At 67.1% G+C, this 21,504-nt stretch carries 19 protein-coding genes; 13 read left to right on the top strand and 6 right to left on the bottom strand.

Annotated elements, in window-relative coordinates:
• Positions 1 to 13 precede the first annotated feature (13 nt).
• Entirely contained in the window at positions 14 to 1,192 is a 1,179-nt protein-coding gene (locus LKO27_RS00180) for a DUF4185 domain-containing protein (protein WP_227734890.1), read from the bottom strand.
• Positions 1,193 to 1,312: 120 nt separating this feature from the next.
• On the opposite strand from LKO27_RS00180, the gene LKO27_RS00175 reads away from it, so the two are divergent.
• The 3 genes from LKO27_RS00175 to LKO27_RS00165 all read left to right on the top strand — a co-directional run bounded on the left by LKO27_RS00175 (position 1,313) and on the right by LKO27_RS00165 (position 5,096).
• Positions 1,313 to 2,338, top strand: coding sequence for a LacI family DNA-binding transcriptional regulator (locus LKO27_RS00175; protein ID WP_227734889.1), 1,026 nt, complete (start codon positions 1,313 to 1,315; stop codon positions 2,336 to 2,338).
• 68 nt (positions 2,339 to 2,406) lie between these two features.
• Positions 2,407 to 4,206 (top strand): class I mannose-6-phosphate isomerase, encoded by a 1,800-nt coding sequence (locus LKO27_RS00170; protein WP_227734888.1) that lies wholly within the window; start codon positions 2,407 to 2,409, stop codon positions 4,204 to 4,206.
• The gene (locus tag LKO27_RS00165) at positions 4,206 to 5,096 is read left to right on the top strand and encodes an ROK family protein (RefSeq protein WP_227734887.1); all 891 of its coding nucleotides are present in this window, start codon (positions 4,206 to 4,208) and stop codon (positions 5,094 to 5,096) included. Before LKO27_RS00170 ends, LKO27_RS00165 begins: the two co-directional genes overlap by 1 nt.
• Positions 5,097 to 5,125: 29 nt before the next feature.
• Here LKO27_RS00165 and LKO27_RS00160 read toward each other — a convergent pair whose 3' ends face one another.
• Positions 5,126 to 6,175, bottom strand: coding sequence for a mannonate dehydratase (locus LKO27_RS00160; protein WP_227734886.1), 1,050 nt, complete (start codon positions 6,173 to 6,175; stop codon positions 5,126 to 5,128).
• 45 nt (positions 6,176 to 6,220) lie between these two features.
• Complete coding sequence (locus LKO27_RS00155; RefSeq protein ID WP_227734885.1) at positions 6,221 to 7,030, bottom strand: SDR family oxidoreductase; 810 nt, start codon at positions 7,028 to 7,030, stop codon at positions 6,221 to 6,223.
• A gap of 117 nt (positions 7,031 to 7,147) precedes the next feature.
• On the opposite strand from LKO27_RS00155, the gene LKO27_RS00150 reads away from it, so the two are divergent.
• Genes LKO27_RS00150 through LKO27_RS00130 form a run of 5 tightly spaced genes read left to right on the top strand, consistent with a single transcriptional unit; the run spans position 7,148 to position 11,822 of the window.
• Positions 7,148 to 8,023 carry an SMP-30/gluconolactonase/LRE family protein gene (locus LKO27_RS00150; protein WP_227734884.1) on the top strand — a complete coding sequence of 292 codons (876 nt, stop codon included), beginning with the start codon at positions 7,148 to 7,150 and terminating at the stop codon, positions 8,021 to 8,023.
• A 5-nt stretch (positions 8,024 to 8,028) separates the two neighbouring features.
• The gene (locus LKO27_RS00145) at positions 8,029 to 8,991 is read left to right on the top strand and encodes a DUF4432 family protein (protein ID WP_227734883.1); all 963 of its coding nucleotides are present in this window, start codon (positions 8,029 to 8,031) and stop codon (positions 8,989 to 8,991) included.
• Between the two features lie 46 nt (positions 8,992 to 9,037).
• Positions 9,038 to 9,886 (top strand): fumarylacetoacetate hydrolase family protein, encoded by an 849-nt coding sequence (locus LKO27_RS00140; protein ID WP_227734882.1) that lies wholly within the window; start codon positions 9,038 to 9,040, stop codon positions 9,884 to 9,886.
• Between the two features lie 3 nt (positions 9,887 to 9,889).
• Complete coding sequence (locus LKO27_RS00135) at positions 9,890 to 10,639, top strand: SDR family NAD(P)-dependent oxidoreductase (protein ID WP_227734881.1); 750 nt, start codon at positions 9,890 to 9,892, stop codon at positions 10,637 to 10,639.
• A 4-nt stretch (positions 10,640 to 10,643) separates the two neighbouring features.
• Positions 10,644 to 11,822, top strand: a complete 1,179-nt coding sequence (locus LKO27_RS00130; RefSeq protein ID WP_227734880.1) for a GDSL-type esterase/lipase family protein — start codon at positions 10,644 to 10,646, stop codon at positions 11,820 to 11,822.
• On the opposite strand, the gene LKO27_RS00125 is transcribed toward LKO27_RS00130, so the two are convergent.
• Entirely contained in the window at positions 11,809 to 12,858 is a 1,050-nt protein-coding gene (locus LKO27_RS00125) for a DUF4185 domain-containing protein (RefSeq protein ID WP_227734879.1), read from the bottom strand. The genes LKO27_RS00130 and LKO27_RS00125 overlap by 14 nt on opposite strands.
• Positions 12,859 to 13,033: 175 nt before the next feature.
• Between LKO27_RS00125 and LKO27_RS00120 the strand changes: the two genes are divergently transcribed.
• Together LKO27_RS00120 and LKO27_RS00115 are read left to right on the top strand one after the other, a co-directional pair.
• Positions 13,034 to 14,344, top strand: a complete 1,311-nt coding sequence (locus tag LKO27_RS00120; protein ID WP_227734878.1) for a Fic family protein — start codon at positions 13,034 to 13,036, stop codon at positions 14,342 to 14,344.
• Positions 14,345 to 14,634: 290 nt separating this feature from the next.
• Positions 14,635 to 15,522 (top strand): metallophosphoesterase family protein, encoded by an 888-nt coding sequence (locus LKO27_RS00115; RefSeq protein ID WP_227734877.1) that lies wholly within the window; start codon positions 14,635 to 14,637, stop codon positions 15,520 to 15,522.
• Between the two features lie 85 nt (positions 15,523 to 15,607).
• Here the strand turns inward: LKO27_RS00115 and LKO27_RS00110 are convergent, their stop codons facing one another.
• Both LKO27_RS00110 and LKO27_RS15440 read right to left on the bottom strand, forming a co-directional pair.
• Positions 15,608 to 15,943, bottom strand: coding sequence for a YnfA family protein (locus LKO27_RS00110; RefSeq protein WP_227734876.1), 336 nt, complete (start codon positions 15,941 to 15,943; stop codon positions 15,608 to 15,610).
• Between the two features lie 12 nt (positions 15,944 to 15,955).
• Positions 15,956 to 16,378, bottom strand: coding sequence for a hypothetical protein (locus LKO27_RS15440; protein ID WP_370629971.1), 423 nt, complete (start codon positions 16,376 to 16,378; stop codon positions 15,956 to 15,958).
• Here LKO27_RS15440 and LKO27_RS15435 point away from each other — a divergent pair.
• The 3 genes from LKO27_RS15435 (at position 16,260) to LKO27_RS00090 (ending at position 21,487) form a co-directional block, all read left to right on the top strand.
• Complete coding sequence (locus LKO27_RS15435) at positions 16,260 to 16,511, top strand: hypothetical protein (protein ID WP_370629996.1); 252 nt, start codon at positions 16,260 to 16,262, stop codon at positions 16,509 to 16,511. The genes LKO27_RS15440 and LKO27_RS15435 overlap by 119 nt on opposite strands.
• 624 nt (positions 16,512 to 17,135) lie before the next feature.
• On the top strand, positions 17,136 to 19,352 hold the full coding sequence (locus LKO27_RS00095) for a sigma factor-like helix-turn-helix DNA-binding protein (RefSeq protein WP_227734875.1): 2,217 nt from the start codon (positions 17,136 to 17,138) through the stop codon (positions 19,350 to 19,352).
• A complete protein-coding gene (locus tag LKO27_RS00090; protein ID WP_227734874.1) occupies positions 19,349 to 21,487 on the top strand; it encodes a DEAD/DEAH box helicase family protein in 2,139 nt (712 codons plus the stop codon). The genes LKO27_RS00095 and LKO27_RS00090 overlap by 4 nt, the downstream gene beginning before the upstream one ends.
• Positions 21,488 to 21,504: the final 17 nt, after the last annotated feature.

Genomic DNA, 21,504 nt, shown 5'->3' with positions numbered 1-21,504 from the left:
CCTCCTACGGGGGTTAGTTGTTGTTCTCGGAGTCGGCCACGGTGACGGTCCAGAACCGCGGGCGGTAGATGGTGACGTCGTCCCAGACGTGCTCGTTGTCGAAGGTGTTGACGTTGTAGCTGATCAGGAGCTCAGAGTCGGTGCTGAACTCGGGGTGGACGTGGGAGTTGTAGGTGAAGATGTTGGGATCGCCGTAGGAGCCCCAGAGCCCCGTTTCGGGGGTCTGGAACAGGTCGGTCTTGTTTACGAAGGGGCCAGTGGGATCGCACGAGGTGTAGGCCACCACCTTGTTGGAGAAGATCTCCGAGGTGTCGTGGGTGACCAGCAGGTAGCCGTCGCGGAACTTCGTCACGGAGTACTCGTTGGCGACGTGGTCCAGGATCGGCGCGGAGTCGGCGGCGTCGCGGCTCCAGCCGCTGCCGGTCCAGAACTCCCACTTGTCGATCCGCGAGAGGTCGTGTCCGGCGACGCGCGCCACGTGGGCCTGCTTGAGCGCTCCCTGGTCGTCGACGCCGTAGATGTAGGTCTTGCCCTCGGTGCGCTCGTACCAGGAGGTCCACTGGACGTTGGAGTCCAGCTCGACGGGCGCGATCTCGGTCACCTCCCAGGTGCTCGGGTCCACCGTCGCGATGGAGGACTGGTCCCACGTCCAGTCCCAGATGCCCGGGCCGAACTTGTCGTACTTGTTCAGGCCCACCTGCAGCTGGCCGTTGGGAGACACGTAGCCGGCCCCGAGCCAGTACCAAGAGTTCTCGGCCGGCGGCCCGAAGACGGCTTCCGGCGCCTCCTCGGTGCCACCGGTGACGGTCCTGACGAGTTCGCCGTCGCGCTCGAGGATGAAGGAGTTGTTGATGAAACCCCTTGTGTCCACGTCGACGACGCCGTCGGTGACCGTCCCCAGCAGCGTGTCGGAGAACAGCCACGCGATGGTGCCGTCCTTCAGCACTGCCGAGTAGGTCGAGTCCGCCCCCACCCAGTTGCCCGAGGTGTTGCCGTACTCGGCGAAGAGTTCGGTGCGCGCATCCGGCTGCGCGGACGTCACCTGGAGCTGCTCGGAGACCAACGAGCACTCGTTGACATTCTCCGGTGGAGCCGCGGACGCAAGCATGGGGCTGGCGATGGTTGCGCCGCCCATTGCCAGTGCGGCCGTGGACAGCACCGCCGTGGCCTTGATGGATCGATTCCGCTTCATATCCTCGTCACCTCGCTGTGATCTCGTTGGACTGTAGCCCTTGGACTTTGGTAACGATACCACGGGTGTCGCTCCTCGCAAAGGGGCGACGCAACAAGTGCGACGGCCTACTATGAGCGCATGAACCGGGGCACCAGCAGTACCGCGAGGAAGCCCACCCTCAAGGACGTCGCAGAACTTGCGGGCGTCTCCACCATGACAGCGTCGCGAGTGGTCGCCGGGGGCCGGGTCTCCCCCGACCTGGCCAAGCGCGTCCGAAGCGCGGTCAAGAAGCTCGGCTACTCACGCAACGAGGCGGCGCGGCTGATGCGCCCCGGCCAGCAGTCCGGGCTGCTCGGCGTGATCATCACCAACATCGACAACCCCTACTACGCCCAGGTCCTGCTCGGGATCGAGTCGGCCGCCCAGAAGGCCGGGCGGCTCATCATCACGGGCATCTCCCACAACGACCCGGCCCTCGAGGCCCAACTGGTCCAGGACCTTGTGGCGCGGCACATCGACGGTCTCATCGTCGTCCCGGCAATCGCAGACGCCCCCCACCTCGCGGCCGTGGCGGCCAGCGGGGTGCCGCTGGTGCTCGCCTCACGTTCCATCCGGCAGGGCGGGGCGGACACGATCCTCGTCGACGACATCGGCGGCGCGAACCGCGCCGTCGCGGAGTTGCTGCAGGAGGGCCGACACCCGGTGGCGTTCATCGGCGGTCCGGACGCCATCGCGACGGCGGCACGCCGGTACCAGGGGTTCACGCTTGCGCACATCCAGGCCGGCGTCCCGGTGCGGCAGGACCTGGTACTGCGCTTCCCTCCGGACCGGGACCAGGTGGAAGCCGCTACCCGAGCGCTCCTGGAGCTTCCTGAGCCGCCGAAGTCGTTCTTCACCACCAACAACCGATACACCATCGCCGTGCTGCGTGTCCTTCTCAAAGCGCATCGGGCGGCCGGCGACAGGCCGCCACTGGTGGGCTTCGACACCTTCGAGCTCGCGGACATCGTCGACTACCCCCTCCGTCTGATCGAACACGACGCGATGGCGCTGGGCCGGCTTGCCGCGGAGCTGGCCATCCGCCGCATCGAGGGCGCGGACCAGACACCGCCCGTGACCACGACACTCCCCTCGACCGAGGTCGTCACCGGGTCGCCGTCGTAGTGTCCCCCGTGGCCTTTTCGGCCGGTGCTTGGTATCGTTACCATGCAAACGCTCACAAGGGAGTCCGCATGCACCGTCATCAGCCGAACTACGACGTCGACCCTCGCCTCGCCCAGCCCGATGGCACGCGAGTGTTCGTGGGGCCCGACGCCTGGGCGGAACTGGCCGCCGCCGTCGAGGGCAAGAGCCGGCCGCTGGTGGTGGTCGACTGCTACCCGGGAGTCGATGAGGGAGCCGTGCGGGAAGCCCTGTCGGGCCGGTTCGACGAGGTACTGAGCGTCCCCGACGAGGCAGCCAAGCCGATCGATGAGATCGACCGTCTCATCGCCGACAACATCGGCGAAGACCGCGTGTTCGGCTACATCACCCAGTACGAACTGTCCGACTTCTACGACGAGGAGCGGCTGGCCGCGCTGCGCGAACGGGTTGCGGCCCGGACCGGGGCGGTCGTCCTGGTCGGCTGGGGCGCTGCGCTGGCCGCCGACGACGCCGACCTCGTCGTCCTCGCGGACCTGCCCCGCTGGGAGATCCAGTTGCGGATGCGGGCCGGGATGCCCAACTGGCGGTGCAGCAACTTCGACGAGGACATCCTGCGCAAGTACAAGCGCGGGTTCTTCGTGGAGTGGCGAGTCGCGGACCGCCACAAGAAGCGCATGTACGAAACCTTGGACTACTTCCTGGACACCACCACGTCGGTCGACGACGCCAGGCTGATCACCGGCGACGCCTTCCGCGCCGCTCTCGACGGGGCGGTCCGCCGGCCCTTCCGCGTGGTGCCCTACTTCGACCCCGGAGTGTGGGGCGGCCACTGGATCCAGGAGACGCTGGGCGTGAACGGGGACGTCCCCAACTACGCCTGGGCGTTCGACTGCGTCCCCGAGGAGAACTCCCTCGCGCTGGACATCGACGGTGTCCGCGTCGAGATGCCGTCGATGAACCTGGTGCTCCGCAAGCCGATCGAGCTGCTCGGGCCCAGCAACTTCGCCCGCTTCGGGGCCGACTTCCCCATCCGCTTCGACTTCCTGGACACAATGGGCGGCGGGAACCTGTCCCTGCAGGTTCACCCCCTGACCAGCTACATCCAGGAGCAGTTCGGGATGAAGTACACACAGGACGAGAGCTACTACCTGCTCGACGTCGGCGAGGACGGCGGCGTCTACCTCGGGCTCAAGCCCGACGCAGATCCCGACGAGATGTTCGACGAGCTGGAGAAGGCGAACCGGGGCGAGGGCTCGTTCCCCGCGGAGCGGTTCGTCAACCGCTTCCCCTCGAAGAAGCACGACCACGTGCTGATCCCCGCCGGCACCGTCCACTGCTCCACCGCCAACACCATGGTGCTGGAGATCTCCGCCACCTCCTACATCTTCACCTTCAAGATGTGGGACTGGGACCGCGTGGGGCTCGACGGCAAGCCGCGCCCCGTGCACCTGCACCACGCGCGGCCGAACGTGCAGTGGGACCGCGACACCGAGTGGGTGAAGCGCAACCTGATCAACCGCGTCGAGGTCCTGGAGGAGGGCGACGGCTACCGGGTGGAACGCACCGGGCTGCACGAGCTGGAGTTCATCAACACCGTCAGGCACTGGTTCTCGGTGCCAACCCCCCGGGACACCCAGTCGACGGTGCACGTGCTCAACCTGGTCGAGGGCGAGGCGGCCATCGTCGAGAGCCCCGACGGCGCCTTCGAGCCGTTCGAGGTCCACTACGCCGAGACGTTCATCGTCCCCGCGGCCGTGGGTCCGTACGTCGTGAGGCCGGCCGACGGCGTGGCCGAGTGCGTGACCGTCACAGCATTCGTCCGCGGGACGGACCTGCCCCGCGCGATCACCGGCCCCGACCTGCGCTTCACGAACCGGACGCCGGTCTGATGCATGCGGTCCTGGAGGTGGGCGGCACCCACGTCGTCGCGGCGATCGTGGATGCCGATCGTCGTCGGGTGGTGACGTCCCAGCGGGTTGACCTGGACAGCGCCGGCAGCGCCGACGCCATCCTCGAGACGTTCGTGACCGCGGTCGAGGGGCTCGGCTCCGCCCACCGCGGACTCCCGCTGGTGGTGGCGATCCCGGGGCCGTTCGACTACGCCCGCGGCATCGGCGACTTCGACGGCGTCGCGAAGTTCGGCGCGCTGCGGGGCGTGGACCTGCGCGCATTCCTCTCTGATCGCCTGGGCACGGCTGTGTTCTTCGTCAACGACGTGACGGCGTTCGGGATCGGCCAGTACGAGTTGCTGGGCCGACCTTCGAGAGTGATCGCCCTGACGCTTGGGACGGGGGTGGGTTCCTGCTTCCTCGACGAGGGCAGACCCGTCGAGGACGGCCCCTGCGTGCCTCCCCACGGCTGGGTCTACCTGCTGGAGCATGACGGCCGCCCGATCGAGGAGACCTTCTCCCGCCGAGCCATCGTCTCGGCCTACGAGACGCCCAGTGGGCAGCGTCTCGACGTCCGCGAGATCGCGGGCCTCGCCCGGCGCGGGGATGAGCCCGCCTGTCGGGTGCTGGAGCGCAGCTTCACCGCGCTTGCGGACACCCTTGCCCCATGGGTCGTCTCGTTCCGGGCCGACCTCGTGGTGATCGGGGGCTCGATCGTCGGGTCCTGGGACCTGCTGGAGCGCTGGTTCACCCCGCGTCTGGCTGCACGGCTACCTGCCGGGCACCCACCTGTCCCCGTCGAGCGGGAATCCGGCAACCAGGACGCCGCACTCATCGGCGCCGCGCACCGCTTCCGGGATCCCCAAGCCCTCCAGGATGAGCCGGTGTGACCAGCTCACCGGCCCCGGGCGCGCGCAGGTCACCTGGTCGAGGGGTGACCGTAGGTCGCGTGCTCCAGGCCTCGGATGTAACCGATCGCGAAGAGCCGACCGAGCATCGCGTAGCCCGGACGGTCGTTGAGTTCCCCCTCCAGGGTGGGCACGTGGTCGGGACGGATGGGACCGTCGAACCCGACGTCGCGGTAGGCCCGCAGGCACTCCGCCATGTCGGTCTGGCCGTCATCGTGGAAGGTCTCGTTGAACTGTTCGACCGTCCCCCGCACGTCCCGGAAGTGGACGAAGGGGATCTTCGCGCGGCCGAACTCGCGGATGAGATCGGGGAGGGTCACCTCACCGTCGATGACCTCAGGCATCAGGGCGAAGTTGCCCTGGCAGAAAGTCATGCCGTTGTGGTCGGAGGGGTAGAGCTCGACGAGGCGACGGTAGGCCGCGACGGAACTCATGATGCGGGGCACGCCGCGGTCGACAGGCTGGGGCGGATCGTCGGGGTGCAGGGCCAGCCGCACGCCCGCCTGCTCCGCCTCGGGGACCACTGCCCTGAGGAAGTACTCGAGCGCATCCCACATCTGGTCGGCCGTGTACAGGCCCTCCTCCGCAAGCGGCGGACCCGCCTGCGCCACCGACCGGGTGTACCCGGTGACCAGCGCACCGCCACGGGTCTCGACCTGGAGGTCGGTCCGCCCCCAGCTGCTCACCGCCATCCAGTTGTAAGCCATGGTCGGGATGCCGAGCTCACCGAGGGCGCGGATCTGTTCGATGAACTGCTCGATCTCCTCGTCGCGGCCGTCCAGTCCGAGCCGGATCCTGTCCATCGGAGCGGTGTCCTCGGTGGCGATGAGCTTGAAACCCCACTGCTCGTAGATCTCCATGTTTCGCCTGATGGCGGCGAGGCTCCAAGGCACGTCGCCCCGCACCTCGGCCCTCCAACCGGTGCTCCCGACCGAGGAGAACATGCGCTGGTCCTGTTCGCCACCGTTGAGCACACCGACGACGTTGTCCACCCCAGCCTGGCGCAGCAGCCGCCACGACCGCTCAGGCCGTGGCGGCAGGAACTCGCTGAGTTGCAGCATGATCTCTCCCCTCTGGACCGCCTGGTCTCGGCGGTCGAACCGTGGTCAGTCCTTCTCGGGCAATTGCGCCGAGATGCGGGCGAGCAGTCCACCGTCGACGCGGATCTCGGCTCCGGTGATGAAGGAGGCGTCGTCGCTGGCGAGGAACGCGCACACGTTGCCGATCTCCCTCGGCTTCGCGACGCGGCCCAGCGGGTGCATGAGTCCCCAGTCGGCGACGAGCCGTTCGGTTCCTTCAGGTGTTCCGTCGGACCACTGCCCGGCGGCGGTCCGCAGCATGGGGGTGTCGACCGAGCCCGGCAGCACCGCGTTGACGCGAACTCCGTGGGCCGCCTCGTCGTTCGCCAGTGCGCGGCACATCGCGTTCAGGGCGCCCTTGGTCATGGCGTACCCGAGGACGTTGTTCTGGGCGGCGACCCCCTGAACCGAGGAGATCAGGGTGATGGTCCCGGTGGCCTTCCGGATTTCGGTGATGGCGGCGTGGATGGCGAGGAACACGCCGCGGACGTTCACGTCGAAGACCCGGTCGAAGTCCTCCGGGGTGGTGGTCACGGCGTCGCCGTAGGTCTGGATCCCGGCCGAGGTGACCAGATGGTCGATCCGGCCGTACTCCCGCAGCGCCACCTCGACCACCCGTCGGTGGGTCTCCTCCACGGAGACCTCACCCGCCACGCCGACGGCGGTGCCGCCCGCGGCGGTGACCGCCGCAACTGCCTCGGAGACCCCCGCGTCGTCCAGGCCGTGGACCACGACCGAGGCACCCTGCTCCGCGAACGCCTCCACCGCGCCCCGACCGATCCCGGCGGATCCCCCCGTGACGACCACGACACGACCGGCGTAGCGTCCAATACTCACTGCGATCTCCCGTTCATTGCTGGATCCGGTGGGCTGCGGATGCCCGCTGCTCCACGTCGTCGAGGCATGCCGGCTCTTGCTCCGTCGAGATTACCCGTCAACTGCAGGAGGGAAGCCATGCTCGATAACGTGACCATCGCCGTGTCCCGGCGCGCGCTGTGCGGGGAGGGTCCCGTCTGGCACGCCCCGTCCAACAGCGTTTACTGGGTGGACATCGTCGGCGGCGAGATCCTTCGCTCCGAACTCGACCGGGACCTCCGGCAGCTCGGCACCAAGGTGCTGCGTTACCCGGAGATGGTGGGCGCCGTCAGCCCACGCTCCGGCGGCGGCCTGGTGGCCGCCGTCGCCTCCGGCTTTGTCGGTCTGGCCGACGACGGCAGCCAGACCCACCGCGTGGACTGCCTGCCCGAGGGAGTCCGCATGAATGACGCCAAGGTGGACCCGGCGGGCCGGTACTGGTCCGGGAGTTGTGCGTACGACTTCACCGCCGGGGCCGGTGGCCTGTGGGTTCTCGACGAGAACTGGGAAGCCACCCTGGTGCTCGACGGCCTGACCCTGCCCAACGGGTTGGGCTGGAGCCCCGACGGCAGGACGTTCTACCTGGTCGAGACCCAGGCCAGGCAGCTCCTGGCCTTCCCCTTCGACCCGGCAACCTCGAAGCTCACCCCCACCCCCACCGTTCTGGTGGACGCGCAGGCCTTCGACGGCTTGCCCGACGGCCTCGCCGTCGACTCCCGCGGGCATCTGTGGGTGGCCGAGTACTCCGGCTCGGCGCTGCAGGAGTTCACGCCGGACGGCGACCAGGTCCGCAGGATCGCCATCCCCACCCCGCAGCCCACGAGCTGCGCCTTCATCGGACCGGACCTGGACCACCTGTGGGTCACCTCGGCCGCAGCGGACCTCGACGAGGGCACGTGGCCCGAGGCCGGATCCATCTTCCAGGTCACGGGGCACGGCGCGGCTGGCCTTCCGATCCCCCCGTTCGGGGGTTGAGGCATATGGCCATCACGCTCCGTTCCGCGGACCTGGAACTACAGCTGACGCCCGAACGCGGTGCTGACATCGTGCGGCTGACAGACCTGGCCACCGGCGTGCAGACCCTTGCCGTCTCCCCCACCGGCGACGTCACCGCCGCCCCGTTCGCGGCAGGCGGCTCCATCGTGCAGTGGCTCAGTGGGTATCCGGGCGGGTGGCAGCTGCTGGCCCCCAACGCCGGCCCGGAGCGAACGCACGACGGCGTCACGCAGGGCTACCACGGCGAGGCCTCGCTGGCGCGCTGGGCCGTCGAGGCACACGACGAGAGTTCCGCAACGCTCAGCACCGCGCTGCTGACCGCGCCCCTGCGGATCTTGCGCACCGTCGAGGTCGAGGGGCGGCGGGTGATCGTGACGGACGTGGTGACGAACCTGTCCCCCGAGCCGTGCAGCTTCAGGCTTGCCCAGCATCCCGCCTTCGGCTCCCCGTTCCTGGACCACCACAGCTTCGTCGTGACCACTGCCCGGACCCTGGTCACCGACGCCGAGGCCCCCGGCACGCTCACCGCCGCCGACGCCGTCGGGCGCCCCAGCGAGCTGCTCCCCTCCGGCCCAATCCCGGACAGCATCGCCCTGCCGGGACCGGGATCCGGCTCGTCGCTGTTCGGGGCGCTGACCGACCTCACGCCGGAGCGCGGTGAGGAGGGCCTGACTAGCGCAACCTTCCACAGCCCGACGCACGGGTTCGGCCTCAGGCTGACCTGGGATCCGCTGGTGTACCCGCACGCCTGGTTCTGGATCGAGGCCAACTCCGGCTCCGGCTGGCCCTGGTTCAAGCGGCTGTACGCCGCTGCGGTGGAACCCTGCAACGTGCTCCCCGGTGAGGGGAGCACCTCCGACGGCCGCCCCCGCGGCGGGCCCGGCACCACCCTGGCCGCCGGGGCGAGGCTGACGTCCGTCGTCGTCATCGAACGCGTCACCACCTGATGCCCACCCCACCCGCTGACCCGAAACCCAATCCCAGGAGAACACCATGCGCTTTCGTCGGCTAGGCCCGATCGGTGCCGAGATCCCCGTCGTCGAGCTCGACGGCACCACCCGCGACCTGCGTCCCATCACCCCCGACATCGACGGCGCCTTCCTGGGCGGGGACCCCGTCGGCGCCGTGCGGGCGGCGCTGGAGTCCCTCCCCGTGCTGGAGGAGCCGGGAGCGATACGGGTGGGCTCACCGATCGCGCGCCCGGGCGCGGTCTACTGCATCGGCATGAACTACGCGGCGCACGCGCGGGAGAGTGGCTCGGCGCCGCCCGAGCGGATCGTGGTCTTCATGAAGCCACCGCACACCCTGGCCGGGCCCTACGACGACTTCGTCGCGCCCGCCGGGATGCCGAAGCTCGACTGGGAGGTGGAGCTGGCCGTCGTGATCGGAAAACGGGCCTGGCAGCTGAGCGATTCGGAGGACCCCATCGACCACGTCGCCGGGTACGCCGTCGCCAACGACCTGTCCGAGCGGTACTGGCAGCTGGAGGTCTCGGGTGGCCAGTGGTCAAAGGGCAAGAGCGGCCCCGGTTTCCTCCCCCTCGGACCGGACCTGGTGCCCGCCTCGGAGCTCGACCCGGGCGACCTCCGCCTGCAGAGCCGCGTCAACGGTGAGCACCGGCAGGATTCACGCACCTCGGACCTGATCTTCGGCGTGGCGACGATCGTGCGCGACCTGAGCCAGTTCACGGTCCTGGAACCCGGCGACGTCGTCCTGACCGGCACCCCCGAGGGGGTCGGCCTTTCCGGGAGGTTCCCGTACCTGTCGCCGGGCGACGTTATGGAGCTGGAGATCGAACATCTCGGGCTCCAGCGCCAGCGCGTGGTCAAGGCGGGTGAGTAGGCCATGAAGAGTTTCGAGGGCCGGGTCGCGGTGGTCACGGGTGGGGCGTCGGGGATCGGCCGCGCCACCGTCGAGCGGCTGCTGGCTGAGGGTGCCAACGTCACGGCGGTGGACCGGGAGGAACAACCGCCGGGCGACGACGGGGTGCTGGGTGCCGTGGCGGACATCACCGACCAGCAGGCAGTCGACGACGCGGTCGCCGCGACGATCGAGCGCTGGGGCCGGATCGACGTGCTGGTCAACGCTGCTGGCATCGGCGCGGTCGGCACGGTGCTGGACAACGAAGACACCGAGTGGCTCCGCGTCATGGACGTCAACGTCCTGGGCACCGTGAGGGTGATCCGCTCCGTCCTGCCGCACATGATCGCGGCCGGCTCAGGCGCCGTCGTCAACGTGGTCTCGGCGGTGGCCGTGACGGGATTCCCCAACCGGGCGCTCTACACCGCGTCGAAGGGCGCCGTCGCTTCCCTGACGCGCGCGATGGCGGCGGACCACCTGGCCGACGGCGTCCGGTTCAACGCGGTCTGTCCCGGCACGACGGCGACGCCGTGGGTTGAGCGGCTCCTCGCAGCCGCCGAGGATCCCGCCCAGGAGAGGCACAACCTGGAGGCGCGCCAGCCGCACGGCCGTCTGGTCACGGCTGAGGAGGTGGCCGACGCAATCGCCTACCTCGCGAGCCCGCTCGCCGGCTCAACCACTGGCGTCACCCTGTCCGTGGACGCCGGCATCCACTCCCTCTACACGGGGCGCTGAGACGTTGATCGAGGTTGATCTGGACCGGGACGTCGAGATCCGCGGCGCCGTTCGGGTGGAGCGCACGCCGCGCGGGCTGTTGCCCCGGCGACTCACAGAGGAGGGTTTCAGGCGGCTGCCGGACCGGTTCATGCGCGCCTCCGTCGGACAGTCCGCGGGGATCCGGCTCGCCCTGCGCACCGACGCCACCCGCCTGCGGCTGCGCGTCAACGCGATGAAGATGGTCGAGGACGAGACGGCGCCGCTGCCGCGAGCCTGGTACGACGTCACCGTCGACGGCGAGGTCGTCGCCTCGGCCGCCTCGGAGGTCGGGGCGCGGTTCCTGTTCTCCTTCGACCGGCCCGTCGAGGGCGTCGTGCCCGGCCCGGACGACGAGCTCGAGTTCCGCCTTCCCGACGCCGGCGAGCGCGAGCTGGAGCTCTGGTTGCCCTACAGCGACGAGGTCGAGCTCCTCGGCCTGTGGGCCGACCGCCCCGTGCGGGCACCGGCCCCCAGCACCAGGCTGCGCTGGCTGCACCACGGCAGCTCCATCAGCCACGGCTACGCGGCCTCCCGGACCACGACGACGTGGCCCGTTGTGGCCGCGAACCTTCTCGGACTGGACCTGACGTCGCTCGGGTTCTCGGGGAACGCGCTGCTTGACCAGCTCACCGCCCGCACCATCCGCGACACCCCGGCCGATCTCATCAGCGTGAAGCTCGGGATCAACGTCGTCAACGGCGACCACATGCGACGCCGGGTGTTCCACTCCGCTGTGCACGGCTTCCTCGACACAATTCGCGACGGCCACCCCACCACTGCCCTGCTCGTGATCTCCCCCGTGTGCTGCCCGCCTGTGGAGTCGCTGCCCGGGCCGACTGTCTTCGAGGAGGGCCGCGAGCCGCCGTGGGTCACCACCGCCGGCCGCCACGATGAGCTCGCCGCCGGCAAGCTCAGCCTTGGCGTCATCCGGGAGGAGCTGGCGGCCATCGTCGCCGCCCGCCAGGGGGAGGATCCGCACCTGGGCTACCTGGACGGCTCGAGCCTGTACGCGCCCGACGACGCCGCCCGGCTCCCCATGCCAGACAACCTGCATCCCGACGACGCCGTCTCCGCCTTGATCGCCTCACGGTTCGCGGAGCTGGTGCGCTGGCCCGACGGCGGCGGCGACTTGGCCGATCGTCGTCCAGCTACGCGAACGTGATCTCGATGAGGTGCGGGACGTAGACCTCGGAGTCGATGAAGGTCATGTAGGTGACCTTGCCGCCTTCCCGCGCGAACTCGGGGTGCTCCTTGCCTGCGTTGAACAGCGACTTCTCGTTGGTCTTCTCCGGCCGGTGGACCACCTCCGGCTCACTCCACGGCCCCCACATCTGGGGCGCGGTGCGGATGACCAGGATGTTGTCGCGCCGGTAGGTGGTCAGCGAGACGTAGCACCCGAGGTAGTCGTTCCAGGCCGCCGACATCTCGTTGGGCACGTCGTCGAACAGGCACGCCGTGGGCGCCCAGGTCTTCGACCACTCCGGCGCGACGTCGGGGCGCTCGGTGGTCGGGGCCGCGACGAGGTACTCGTAGGCCTCCAGTCGTTCGAGATCGGCGGGCCGCACGCGCGCCAGGTACATCTCACCGCTCGACTTCTCCTCCGGCTGCACGGAGCCCCACAGGTAGAGCCAGCCGTCGACCTCCTGGACGAAGACCCCGAAGCCGGGCTCGTCGCCCTTCCAGAACTCGTGTGTGCCGTCAGGTGCGACGAGGCGCTCGAAGTTGAAGTCCTCGTCGGCCTTGGCGATGCCCATGCCGTCGAGCTGGAAGGTCTCGAAGACGTCCAGCTTCTGGTCCATCGTGATGCGGTGGTAGTAGAGGTAGAGGTGCCCGCCCTTGTGGGTGCCGTGGATGGCCCACAGGCGCTGGGTCGACTTGTGCTCGGGCGGCTCGAATCCGATGAGCTGGCGGGCCCGCTTGCCGCCGGGTTCGGTGAGGTAGGTGAAGCGCTTGATTCCGTTGGAGATGTCCTGCTTGGGCACTATCGCGCCCGTGTTGGACAGGACCTCCGTCAGCGACAGGTAGCGAACGGTCTCGAACGGACCCTCGAGGGTGTCGCCGAAGATCCAGAAGGTCTGGTCGTCAGGCAGTTCGATGGACGAGACCGCGTCCTGCCCGGAGATGTTGACTTCGTTGTCAAGGAACTGGACGCCAAGGTCGCGCGCGTTCGCGACCAACGGGCTGTCTGAGAGAGCCATGCCTCAACGTATCAAGGAGCGGCAGACAATATCAGCGTCTTCAACGAGACTCATCACCTACCGACGCGCACCTGCACGTTGCTGCGCCGCCCCTTTCCTTGCATCCTTGGACGCGCGATTGAAGTTTAGACTACGATCCTTTGATAGAGTCATCGTTCGTGAAAGGAAACCGGTGATGGCAACTTGGGAGGAGGCACTGTGGGAGGCCACGGTCCATTCCGGCCTTCCCAGGAGTGACCAGCTGTCGGGCCGGTACCAGCGGTACATACCGGATTACCTCGATGGCGTTGCGCTGGCGGTCAACGGCGTTCTCTCCCGGCAGGTCACGCTCGCCGAGCGGGGCGTCCGAGCACTCGACGGACCCGAGGCTGACGGACTCGCGGGAATCGCTCGGTTCCTCCTGAGATCGGAGGCCATCGCGAGCTCGCGAATAGAAGGGATCGCCCCCTCCGCGCAGGAGGTTGCACTCGCAGAACTCGGACAGTCGGAGACGATCAGAGGCATTGGCGCCCAAGCCAGGATGGTCGCGAACAACATGACGATCGTGCGTGACGCCACGACCGAGTTGGTTGATGCCGATTCACTCACTGTCGAACACGTCGTCGGACTTCACCGGGCTCTGTTGCCCGAGGAACCTCGCCACCACGGACTCCGGAAAGTCCAGAACTGGATCGGAACCTCGGCCTGGACCCCTATCGGTGCGGTGTTCATTCCGCCGGCTCCTGAGCGGGTGCCAGAACTCATGGCCGACCTTGTCGACTACCTGAACGGGGCCGCGCATGCCCCCCTCATCCAGGCCGCCGTGATCCACGCGCAGTTCGAGACCATCCACCCCTTCACCGACGGCAATGGTCGGGTCGGTCGGGCACTGATCCATACGGTGCTCGCGCGCCGTGGGCTGACCAGCCGAGCGGTGGTCCCGATCAGCCTGGTTCTCGCCACTCTGCGAGACCGCTACATCGCGGGACTGACGACCTTCCGTCACACTGCGCCAGCCGGAAGCGCGCAGGCGAGCGCCGCCGTCAACGAATGGCTGGAGACATTCGTCGAGGCAGCCCACATCGCCGTGCAGCAATCCGAGAGGCTCGTCCAGCAGATCGCGGAGCTGCGCCAGAGCTGGCAGGAGCGGCTCACCGCCCATCGCGCCTCCGTCGGCCTACGTCCGACACCCCGGGCGGGCTCTGCGGTGGCGAGGTTGCTGCGCCAACTGCCTGAGGCGCCAGTGACCACAGCGACGACGCTCGCACGCATCCTCGGCACGTCATTCCCCGCGGCCAGTTCCGCTCTCGACGAGTTGCGCCAGGCCGGGATCCTGACCACGAGCTCCATCGAGCGCGGAGCCAAGGCCTACGTCGCCCGAGAGGTCCTCGACCTCGTCACGTTGTCCGAGTGTTCCCTGGCGAGCACGCAGTTCGATACTCGCGTCGCAGCGCCCAACCGTGGCGTGCCAGCACTCCCCCAGCAACCTTCATCTGGGAAGTACTGAGTCAATGGAGGGGCCAGATCTGCGAGCAGGTCGAGAATCTCCTCCTCGTACCGTTCGAACAGATCCTCCACCAACCGCCACGCCTCCGTGGCTTCGCCGGGGTGGAGCGAGCGGCGCCGGAGCGTCGCAAGGCCAAGGACTCGCACACGACGTGCGGCCGCCGGTAAGCCCATAGGACCCCCAACTGAAGGTCGGTGGTCGCTGAGTCGCCTGGCTCGCCGACGACCACGGCACCACAGACCTATGATCGAAGAACCCAACGAAGACTGGCGGTGATTCCTGTGAAGACGATGACACGCCTGACGGAGGCCTACAGAGACGCCCGCGTCGAGGTGATCGACGACACCTCACGGTTCGTGATCATGAGCGACTGCCATCGCGGTGACGGTTCCAAGTCCGACGAGTTCCTGAAGAACAAGAACACGTTCACGGCAGCGATGGACCACTACTGGAGAAACGGCTTCACCTACGTGGAGGCCGGCGACGGCGACGAACTCTGGGAACACGACTACAAGCACATCATCAGAGCCAACCGCGCCGTGTGGGAGCAACTGCTCCAGTTCCACCACGCGGGCCGGCTGATCCGGATGTGGGGCAACCACGACCTTGCGCTGAGGGCCCCAGGCTACGTCCGGGAGCGCCTGTGGACCGCGAAGAACGTGGCCACCGGAGAGGACGAGCCATTCTTCACCGGGCTGGAGCCGGTGGAGGCGGTCGTGTTCCGGCACCGCGAGACGGGTCAGGACATCCTGGTGGTGCACGGACACCAGGGCGACTTCCCCAACGACCAGGCGTGGCGGTTCAGCAGGTTCATGATGCGCGCGTTCTGGAGGTATGCCCACGCGTTCGGGTTCCACAGCCCCACCAGCCCCGTGGCCAACTCCGACAAACGTCACAAGGTGGAGCGCAACTACGTGAAGTGGATCCGCCAGAACCGAATGGCCCTGATCTGCGGCCACACCCACCGCGAGCGGTTCCCACGCGAGAACGCGATGCCCTACTTCAACTCGGGAAGCTGCGTCTACCCGTCGCACATCACCGCCCTCGAGATCGCCGACGGGACCATCGCTCTCGTCCGGTGGCGCGTCGACCCGAACGAGGACGCGATCCTGCAGGTGACCCGACGGGTGGTGGCCGGTCCCGAGCCGCTGTCGAAGTTCGATCTCCGCCGTCCATGAGTGGCGCGGTGGGCTTGGGCCGCGCGAACCTGAAGGCGGTCGCCCCTCGTCGTTGGCCATAAGACGGGACCTCGGGCGGGTGCTGTCAGGCGGCCCTCGGGGCGTACATGATGATTGCCACACCCACTAGACAGACCACCGCCCCGACGACGTCGTACCGGTCCGGCCGGAAGCCGTCGACCAGCATCCCCCAGGCCAGCGAGCCCGCGACGAAGACCCCGCCGTAGGCGGCGAGAATGCGGCCGAAGTGCGCCTCGGGCTGCAGCGTCGCGACGAACCCGTAGAGGCCCAGCGCGATCACGCCCGCACCAATCCAAGCCCACCCCTTGTGCTCCCGGACCCCCTGCCAGACCAGCCAGGCGCCACCGATCTCGGCGACGGCGGCGAGGACGAACAGCAACACGGACTTCAAGGTGGTCATGCACCGATGCTGTCATGCACCGCGCCACCACACCGCTTGGTCTTGGAGGACGGGGGAGGTGCCGCGCACGGACCCTCCGGTTCCGTCCTCCAGCAACAACTTGCGCGGCGGGAACCACAAGTCACACTGCGCCGCATCACCCGGAGCCCAGGACAACCGGTCAGCCGGGTCGACCCTGCCCTGGTCGCCGCGGATCCGGTCCACGGTGTCACGGAACCACCGGATCGAACCCGTCCACCCGACCCGGTCCGCCACTACCGTCGCCGGCATCTCGGGAGTCTCAGCCAATAAGCCCCGAACCTGAGCCTCGAACGGTGTGAACGAGGTCACCTCCGCCGGTCTTCGTTCATACTTCGGCGGCGAATCAGAGGCGATCGCCCGCAAAACCGTCGTCCTCGACGCGCCCAACCTCTTCGCGATCCGCGTCTTCGGCACACCCTCGGCCGCCAACCTGCGGATCAACGCCCAATCCTCCGTAGTGATCACTCCTCAATCGTTGATGAGTGTCCACTGCTCGAGCGCCGAAACTGTCTACTTTCCGAGCGCCGTCGACACGGTGCGCTCATGACAGGTGCGAGGGATGACGTGGACCAGCTCTACCGACTGCTCGGCATGCTCTCGATTCGGCTGGGGGGACCCGTCAGCTGAGCCAGAGCTACGGTCGGATGGGCTGGCCGCAGCGCGGGATGTACTTCTTCTTCGAACCCGGCGAGACGAGGCTCGATGGCTCACCGCGTGTGGTCCGGGTCGGCGCAAAGGCTGCACGCGAACAGCAGGACCACTCTTTGGCAGCGGCTGCGCCAGCACCGTGGCAACCTGGGCGGCAGGACCCCTGGCGGCGGCAACCACCGAGCATCAATCTTCCGCCAGCACGTCGACGCAGGCCTGCGTACGACCGCTGATACCGAGGCACCGCGAACGGGTAGCGTTCGCTGATCACCTCTGCGACGATCACGATATTTACGTCGATAGACGCAGCGCCGTACAGCATTGACACCCTTGGCTGGTCGAGGTCTCTGAGACTGGCGAAATCCACTGGAGGCGCGGGGAGATCTGGACCCTCGACCAGCGCGATCCACCGCCACTTGCAGTGGTTCGATCGAACCGCCGCGTATATCGTTTCACTCGTGCAGAATGCAGTGTCAGAGGTCTCGGATAGAAGTTGCTTTGGCCTCAACGGGAGAGAGATACGGTGACCGACGACTTCGACTTCGCATTCGACTACATGCAGCCCCGGACCTGGGGTGACGCGTTCCCCTGGCTATCTGGTGCCGCCGGGTTTGCGGGTGTCGCGTGGTGGCTGCAATCCATTGACAACACGAGCTTCACCAGCCGGCGAACCTACTTGGCTCAGATCTCCGAGCTCGCGATGGAGCGGTTGACGCGGTGGACAATCGGACAGATCTTTCCCGGAATCACCCCCGAGCTCGATCTGAGCCGCCTGCAACTGCCTGCCCGGGCGGCCAACGCGCTCGCGCACAACGAGTGCGCTGTCGCGGGCGACCTAATGTCGTTGACGCTCGACTCGGTACTTGAATGGCGTCAGGTCGGGGTCGGCACCGTAGACGCGATCTTGCAGGCGCTCGCGGATGCCTCCACCTCACTGGCAACTCCTACGATCACGACACCCGTGTACCGGCCTCCGAGCGACGCAGCGCTGAGCTTCGATGCCGTGCGGTTACCCGACTGGATGTCTTCGCTCGTGGATGATCTGAAGCTCATCGCCATCTGGTACGGCACGGTCGGCTTGCGAGGACAGCCCCTCCTCGGCGGCGATGTACCGCCGGGAATACCCGACGAGGTGATCAAAGCCCGGCAGAGGTTGGAGGCCTTGGCCCCAAGTGATGTCCTGACCGAGGACGAGCTGGAACTCGATGCCGCCGGATGGTTCGATGACGCCCTCGCCCTCCTGGACCCGCGCGCGGCGCAGATCCTTGGAGAGCGCCTATTCGCTGATGAGCCGATGACGCTCGACCAGCTCGGTCAGATGCACAACGTCACCCGGGAACGAATTCGACAGATCGAAGGCAAGGCGCGGGGCGCGATGCTTAGCTTCATCTCGGAGGAGGGTACCTTGGCGACCGTGGCAGCGAGTGCGCGAGAACTGATCGGCACGGTCCGACCGCTCGATGACCTCCTTGAACTCATCCCAGCGCTTGGGCGAACGGTTGAGCGCGTTGGTCAGCCAGCATGGCGCGTGCTCGACCGGCTGGACGACGCGTACGAGATTCAGGACGGCTGGTGCGTCGTACCGACCATGACCGAAGCTGAGCAAGTTACCCAGAAGCTCCTCGAGGAACGCGCCAACCAGTACGGGGTGATTCGACTGGACGAGGTCGTCCTCGTCCAGTCAAGCCAGCGTGAGCGAGTGTCCGCGCTGACGGCCTCCTGGCTGCGCCATTGCGGCTACATCGTCCAGGGCGACTTCGCACTGACTCGCACCTCGTCAATGGGCGACTACGCCGCTGCGATTCTCTCCATCGAAGGCTCTGCCCTCAGTTCACAAGAGATCGTCGATCGATTCGCGTTCGAGCGCAGCGCGGGCTCGTTGAAGAACGCAATGAGTCAGGATGACCGATTCGAACGGGTCGACCGGGATCGGTGGGCACTGGCCGAATGGGGTATGGATGCGTACGCCGGTATTCGGTCGGTGATCCGGGAGGCGGTTGCTCGTAGTGGTGGTGGGGCCAAGATGAACGAGCTCGTTGAGCACATCACGGGCCGCTACACGGTCACCGCCAGCAGTGTGGTGGCGTACGCGACCACACCTCCGTTCGAGGTCCGTGACGGGGTTGTGCGGCTGGCCTCCGGCGAGCGTGAGATCCGCAAGCGGCCAGAACGGACCCGTCGACTCTTCAGGCGGGCCGACTCTTGGGCGTATCGCGTGCGGATCACAACTGATCACCTACGCGGAAGCGGGTCCGTGGCGCCTGTCGCCATCGCCAGTATCCTGAACCTCCAGGTCGGCGAGTCGCGTCAGCTCGCGTCACCGCTCGAGCCACAGTTGATTGCCTGGACTGGGATTCAACCGTCCTTCGGCACGCTCCGTCGCTTCCTGATGGCAGAGGATGTTGCTGCCGGCACGGAGGCGTTTCTCGTGATCAATGACGACGAGTCCTTCCGGTTTGAGAGGGCGCGAGAGCTCGTGAACAACCCATCGCTGGACGCGCTCACCCTGGTCGGTGCAAAGCCGACCTTTGATCGGTCTGCCGCCCGTATCGCCCTGGCGCGCGCGATCAAGGTCCCTGACGAGTCACCGATCTCAAGCCTCATCGGCAGCTATCGCGAACGCGGAGACGACGACGTCGCGGACCTGATCCTGGCGGCACGAGACTACTTCGAGACAGGCGAGGTGCACGCCGAGCGGAGCACCAGTGCTGAGGTCGACGAGATCATGGATTTGCTGTGAGCAAAGGCAAAGCCATCTTGGGACTGCGCAGCCTCCCCCTCGATTCCCGATACAGAAGCAACCGAGGCGACGTCGTCCAAGGGTTCTACCTGCCAGCATTCCGCGTTGCTACCAGCTATAGCCGCGCGGTCGGATACTTCACCTCGACGAGCCTCGCGCTGTACGCGCGAGGGATCGAGACATTCGCTGAGCGGGGCGGGACAATGAGGCTCATCGCCTCACCTCATCTCAACGAAGACGACGTCCTGGACATCGAGCGCGGCTACGACGTACGCGCAGTGATCGCTCGGGCCACGGAGCGTGTACTGGAAGCAGAGGAACGACCCACCGTGCTGGACGGCCTCGGGCTCCTGGGGCGCCTCATCGCGGAGGGCAAGCTCGACATCAAACTGGCTTTCGTGCAGCTGGAAGGCCGGATCGGCATCTACCACGAGAAGCTGGGTGTGTTCCGGGACCCCTTGGGCGACTTGGTGGCCTTCACCGGAAGCAGCAATGAGACGCACGGCGGGCTGGCGGCGAACTTCGAGTCGATCGAGGTCTACCGCGGCTGGGTGGCCGGCGATGGCGTTCGCGCGCTCAATCTGGAGCAGGACTTCGAGGAGCTGTGGGCGAATAAAACGTCATCGTTGAGCGTGGAGCCATTCCCCGACGTCGCCCGAGAGCGCCTTGTCCAACTGGGTCAGGAGCGCGCAGCTGCCCTGCTAACTGGGGATGACGCCCCCGCGCCGCTGCTGACGGCAGTCAACGAGCCGGCGCGACTCGAGTTGCCCGGCTGGCTTGGTGTCAGGGACTACCAGCGCGAAGCTGTCGAGTCGTGGCTGCGCAATCGGGGCCGGGGAATCCTGAAAATGGCCACTGGCACGGGCAAGACGAAGACGTCGATGATCGCTGCCACCAAACTGGCTGGCGTGCTCCAGCAGCGCGAAGAGCCATTAGTCCTCTTGGTGCTAGCTCCCTTGCAACACTTGGTCGACCAGTGGATTGCCGAGGTCGAAGGGTTCGGCATCCGACCGATTGCGGTCTATGAGTCAAGTCAGAAGTGGCTGCCCTTGGTAGAGGAGCAGCTGGCCCAAGCCCGACTCGGACAACGTCCGATCGTGGCGATCGTCGCCACGAACGCGTCGTTCTCCGGCGCGAAGTTCCAGTCCGTCCTGACCCGCATCACACAGCCAATGCTGCTGATCGCGGACGAGGCCCACAACCTCGGCTCGTCCACGTACCGTTCATCCCTCCCCGCGAACGCTACCTACCGACTCGCCCTGTCGGCGACGCCGGAGCGGTGGTTCGACGACGAAGGTACGGATGCACTCATCGACTACTTCGGTCCCATCGTTTATGAGTTGGGGCTAGGTGATGCGATCGGCATGGGTGCGCTGTGTCGGTATATCTACCGACCACGCCTGGTCGATCTCAATGACGCCGAGACACAGCTATACGTCGATCTCTCTGCCCAGATTGCGGCGTGTATAGCCGCGGGTGACGAACTCAAGGACGCTGATCCCAACTCGCCCCTGGGGCAATTACTGAGGAAGCGTTCCGGTGTGCTAGGACACGCGGCGGGCAAGCTGGGAGTCCTGCGCGAGGACTTGACTGCTCGCTCTGACTCCTGGTTCCAACTCGTCTACTGCGCGGAAGGGTCGCGTCCGGCCCCGGTTGGGGAAGCAGCTGGACCGAACCAGATGCGCGACGTCATAAACCTGGTCGGCAACGACCTACGCCTCGCCGCGCATTCCTACATCTCGGAGACACCGCGTCCGGAACGCAAGGTGCTCCTGCGCCGTTTTGGTACGGGTGACGACCTGCGCGTACTCGTCGCTATGCGTTGTCTCGATGAGGGAGTTGACATTCCAGACGCTCGAACTGGCTACCTCTTGGCGAGCAGTAGCAACCCGCGGCAGTTCATCCAGCGTCGTGGCCGACTCCTGCGCCGCGCCGAGGGCAAGGATCGCGCTGAGATCCTCGACTACTTGGCCGTGCCTCCTGATGGTGCCCCGATCAACTTCGAAATCGAGCGCAGGTTGCTGACCCGAGAACTCGAAAGGGCAAACGAGTTCGCCAAGTTATCGGAGAATTATGAAGAGACCCTCGAAAAGCTGCGGCCCCTGAAGGACCGCTACCAGCTCATGCACCTCTAGGCGCTGAACCAATGGAA

Source organism: Tessaracoccus sp. OS52 (assembly GCF_020687685.1).
In the GTDB taxonomy this organism is placed as follows: Bacteria; Actinomycetota; Actinomycetes; order Propionibacteriales; family Propionibacteriaceae; genus Arachnia.
The sequence above is the reverse complement of the archived record's forward strand: the minus strand, read 5'-3'. Positions and strand labels throughout refer to the sequence as shown.

What these genes read in the sequence shown, in the direction of transcription:
- LKO27_RS00180 (WP_227734890.1), bottom strand. Translation starts at nt 1,192, where the DNA reads ATGAAGCGGAATCGATCCATCAAGGCCACGGCGGTGCTGTCCACGGCC.
- LKO27_RS00175 (WP_227734889.1), top strand. Translation starts at nt 1,313, where the DNA reads ATGAACCGGGGCACCAGCAGTACCGCGAGGAAGCCCACCCTCAAGGAC.
- LKO27_RS00170 (WP_227734888.1), top strand. Translation starts at nt 2,407, where the DNA reads ATGCACCGTCATCAGCCGAACTACGACGTCGACCCTCGCCTCGCCCAG.
- LKO27_RS00165 (WP_227734887.1), top strand. Translation starts at nt 4,206, where the DNA reads ATGCATGCGGTCCTGGAGGTGGGCGGCACCCACGTCGTCGCGGCGATC.
- LKO27_RS00160 (WP_227734886.1), bottom strand. Translation starts at nt 6,175, where the DNA reads ATGCTGCAACTCAGCGAGTTCCTGCCGCCACGGCCTGAGCGGTCGTGG.
- LKO27_RS00150 (WP_227734884.1), top strand. Translation starts at nt 7,148, where the DNA reads ATGCTCGATAACGTGACCATCGCCGTGTCCCGGCGCGCGCTGTGCGGG.
- LKO27_RS00145 (WP_227734883.1), top strand. Translation starts at nt 8,029, where the DNA reads ATGGCCATCACGCTCCGTTCCGCGGACCTGGAACTACAGCTGACGCCC.
- LKO27_RS00140 (WP_227734882.1), top strand. Translation starts at nt 9,038, where the DNA reads ATGCGCTTTCGTCGGCTAGGCCCGATCGGTGCCGAGATCCCCGTCGTC.
- LKO27_RS00135 (WP_227734881.1), top strand. Translation starts at nt 9,890, where the DNA reads ATGAAGAGTTTCGAGGGCCGGGTCGCGGTGGTCACGGGTGGGGCGTCG.
- LKO27_RS00125 (WP_227734879.1), bottom strand. Translation starts at nt 12,858, where the DNA reads ATGGCTCTCTCAGACAGCCCGTTGGTCGCGAACGCGCGCGACCTTGGC.
- LKO27_RS00120 (WP_227734878.1), top strand. Translation starts at nt 13,034, where the DNA reads ATGGCAACTTGGGAGGAGGCACTGTGGGAGGCCACGGTCCATTCCGGC.
- LKO27_RS00115 (WP_227734877.1), top strand. Translation starts at nt 14,635, where the DNA reads ATGACACGCCTGACGGAGGCCTACAGAGACGCCCGCGTCGAGGTGATC.
- LKO27_RS00110 (WP_227734876.1), bottom strand. Translation starts at nt 15,943, where the DNA reads ATGACCACCTTGAAGTCCGTGTTGCTGTTCGTCCTCGCCGCCGTCGCC.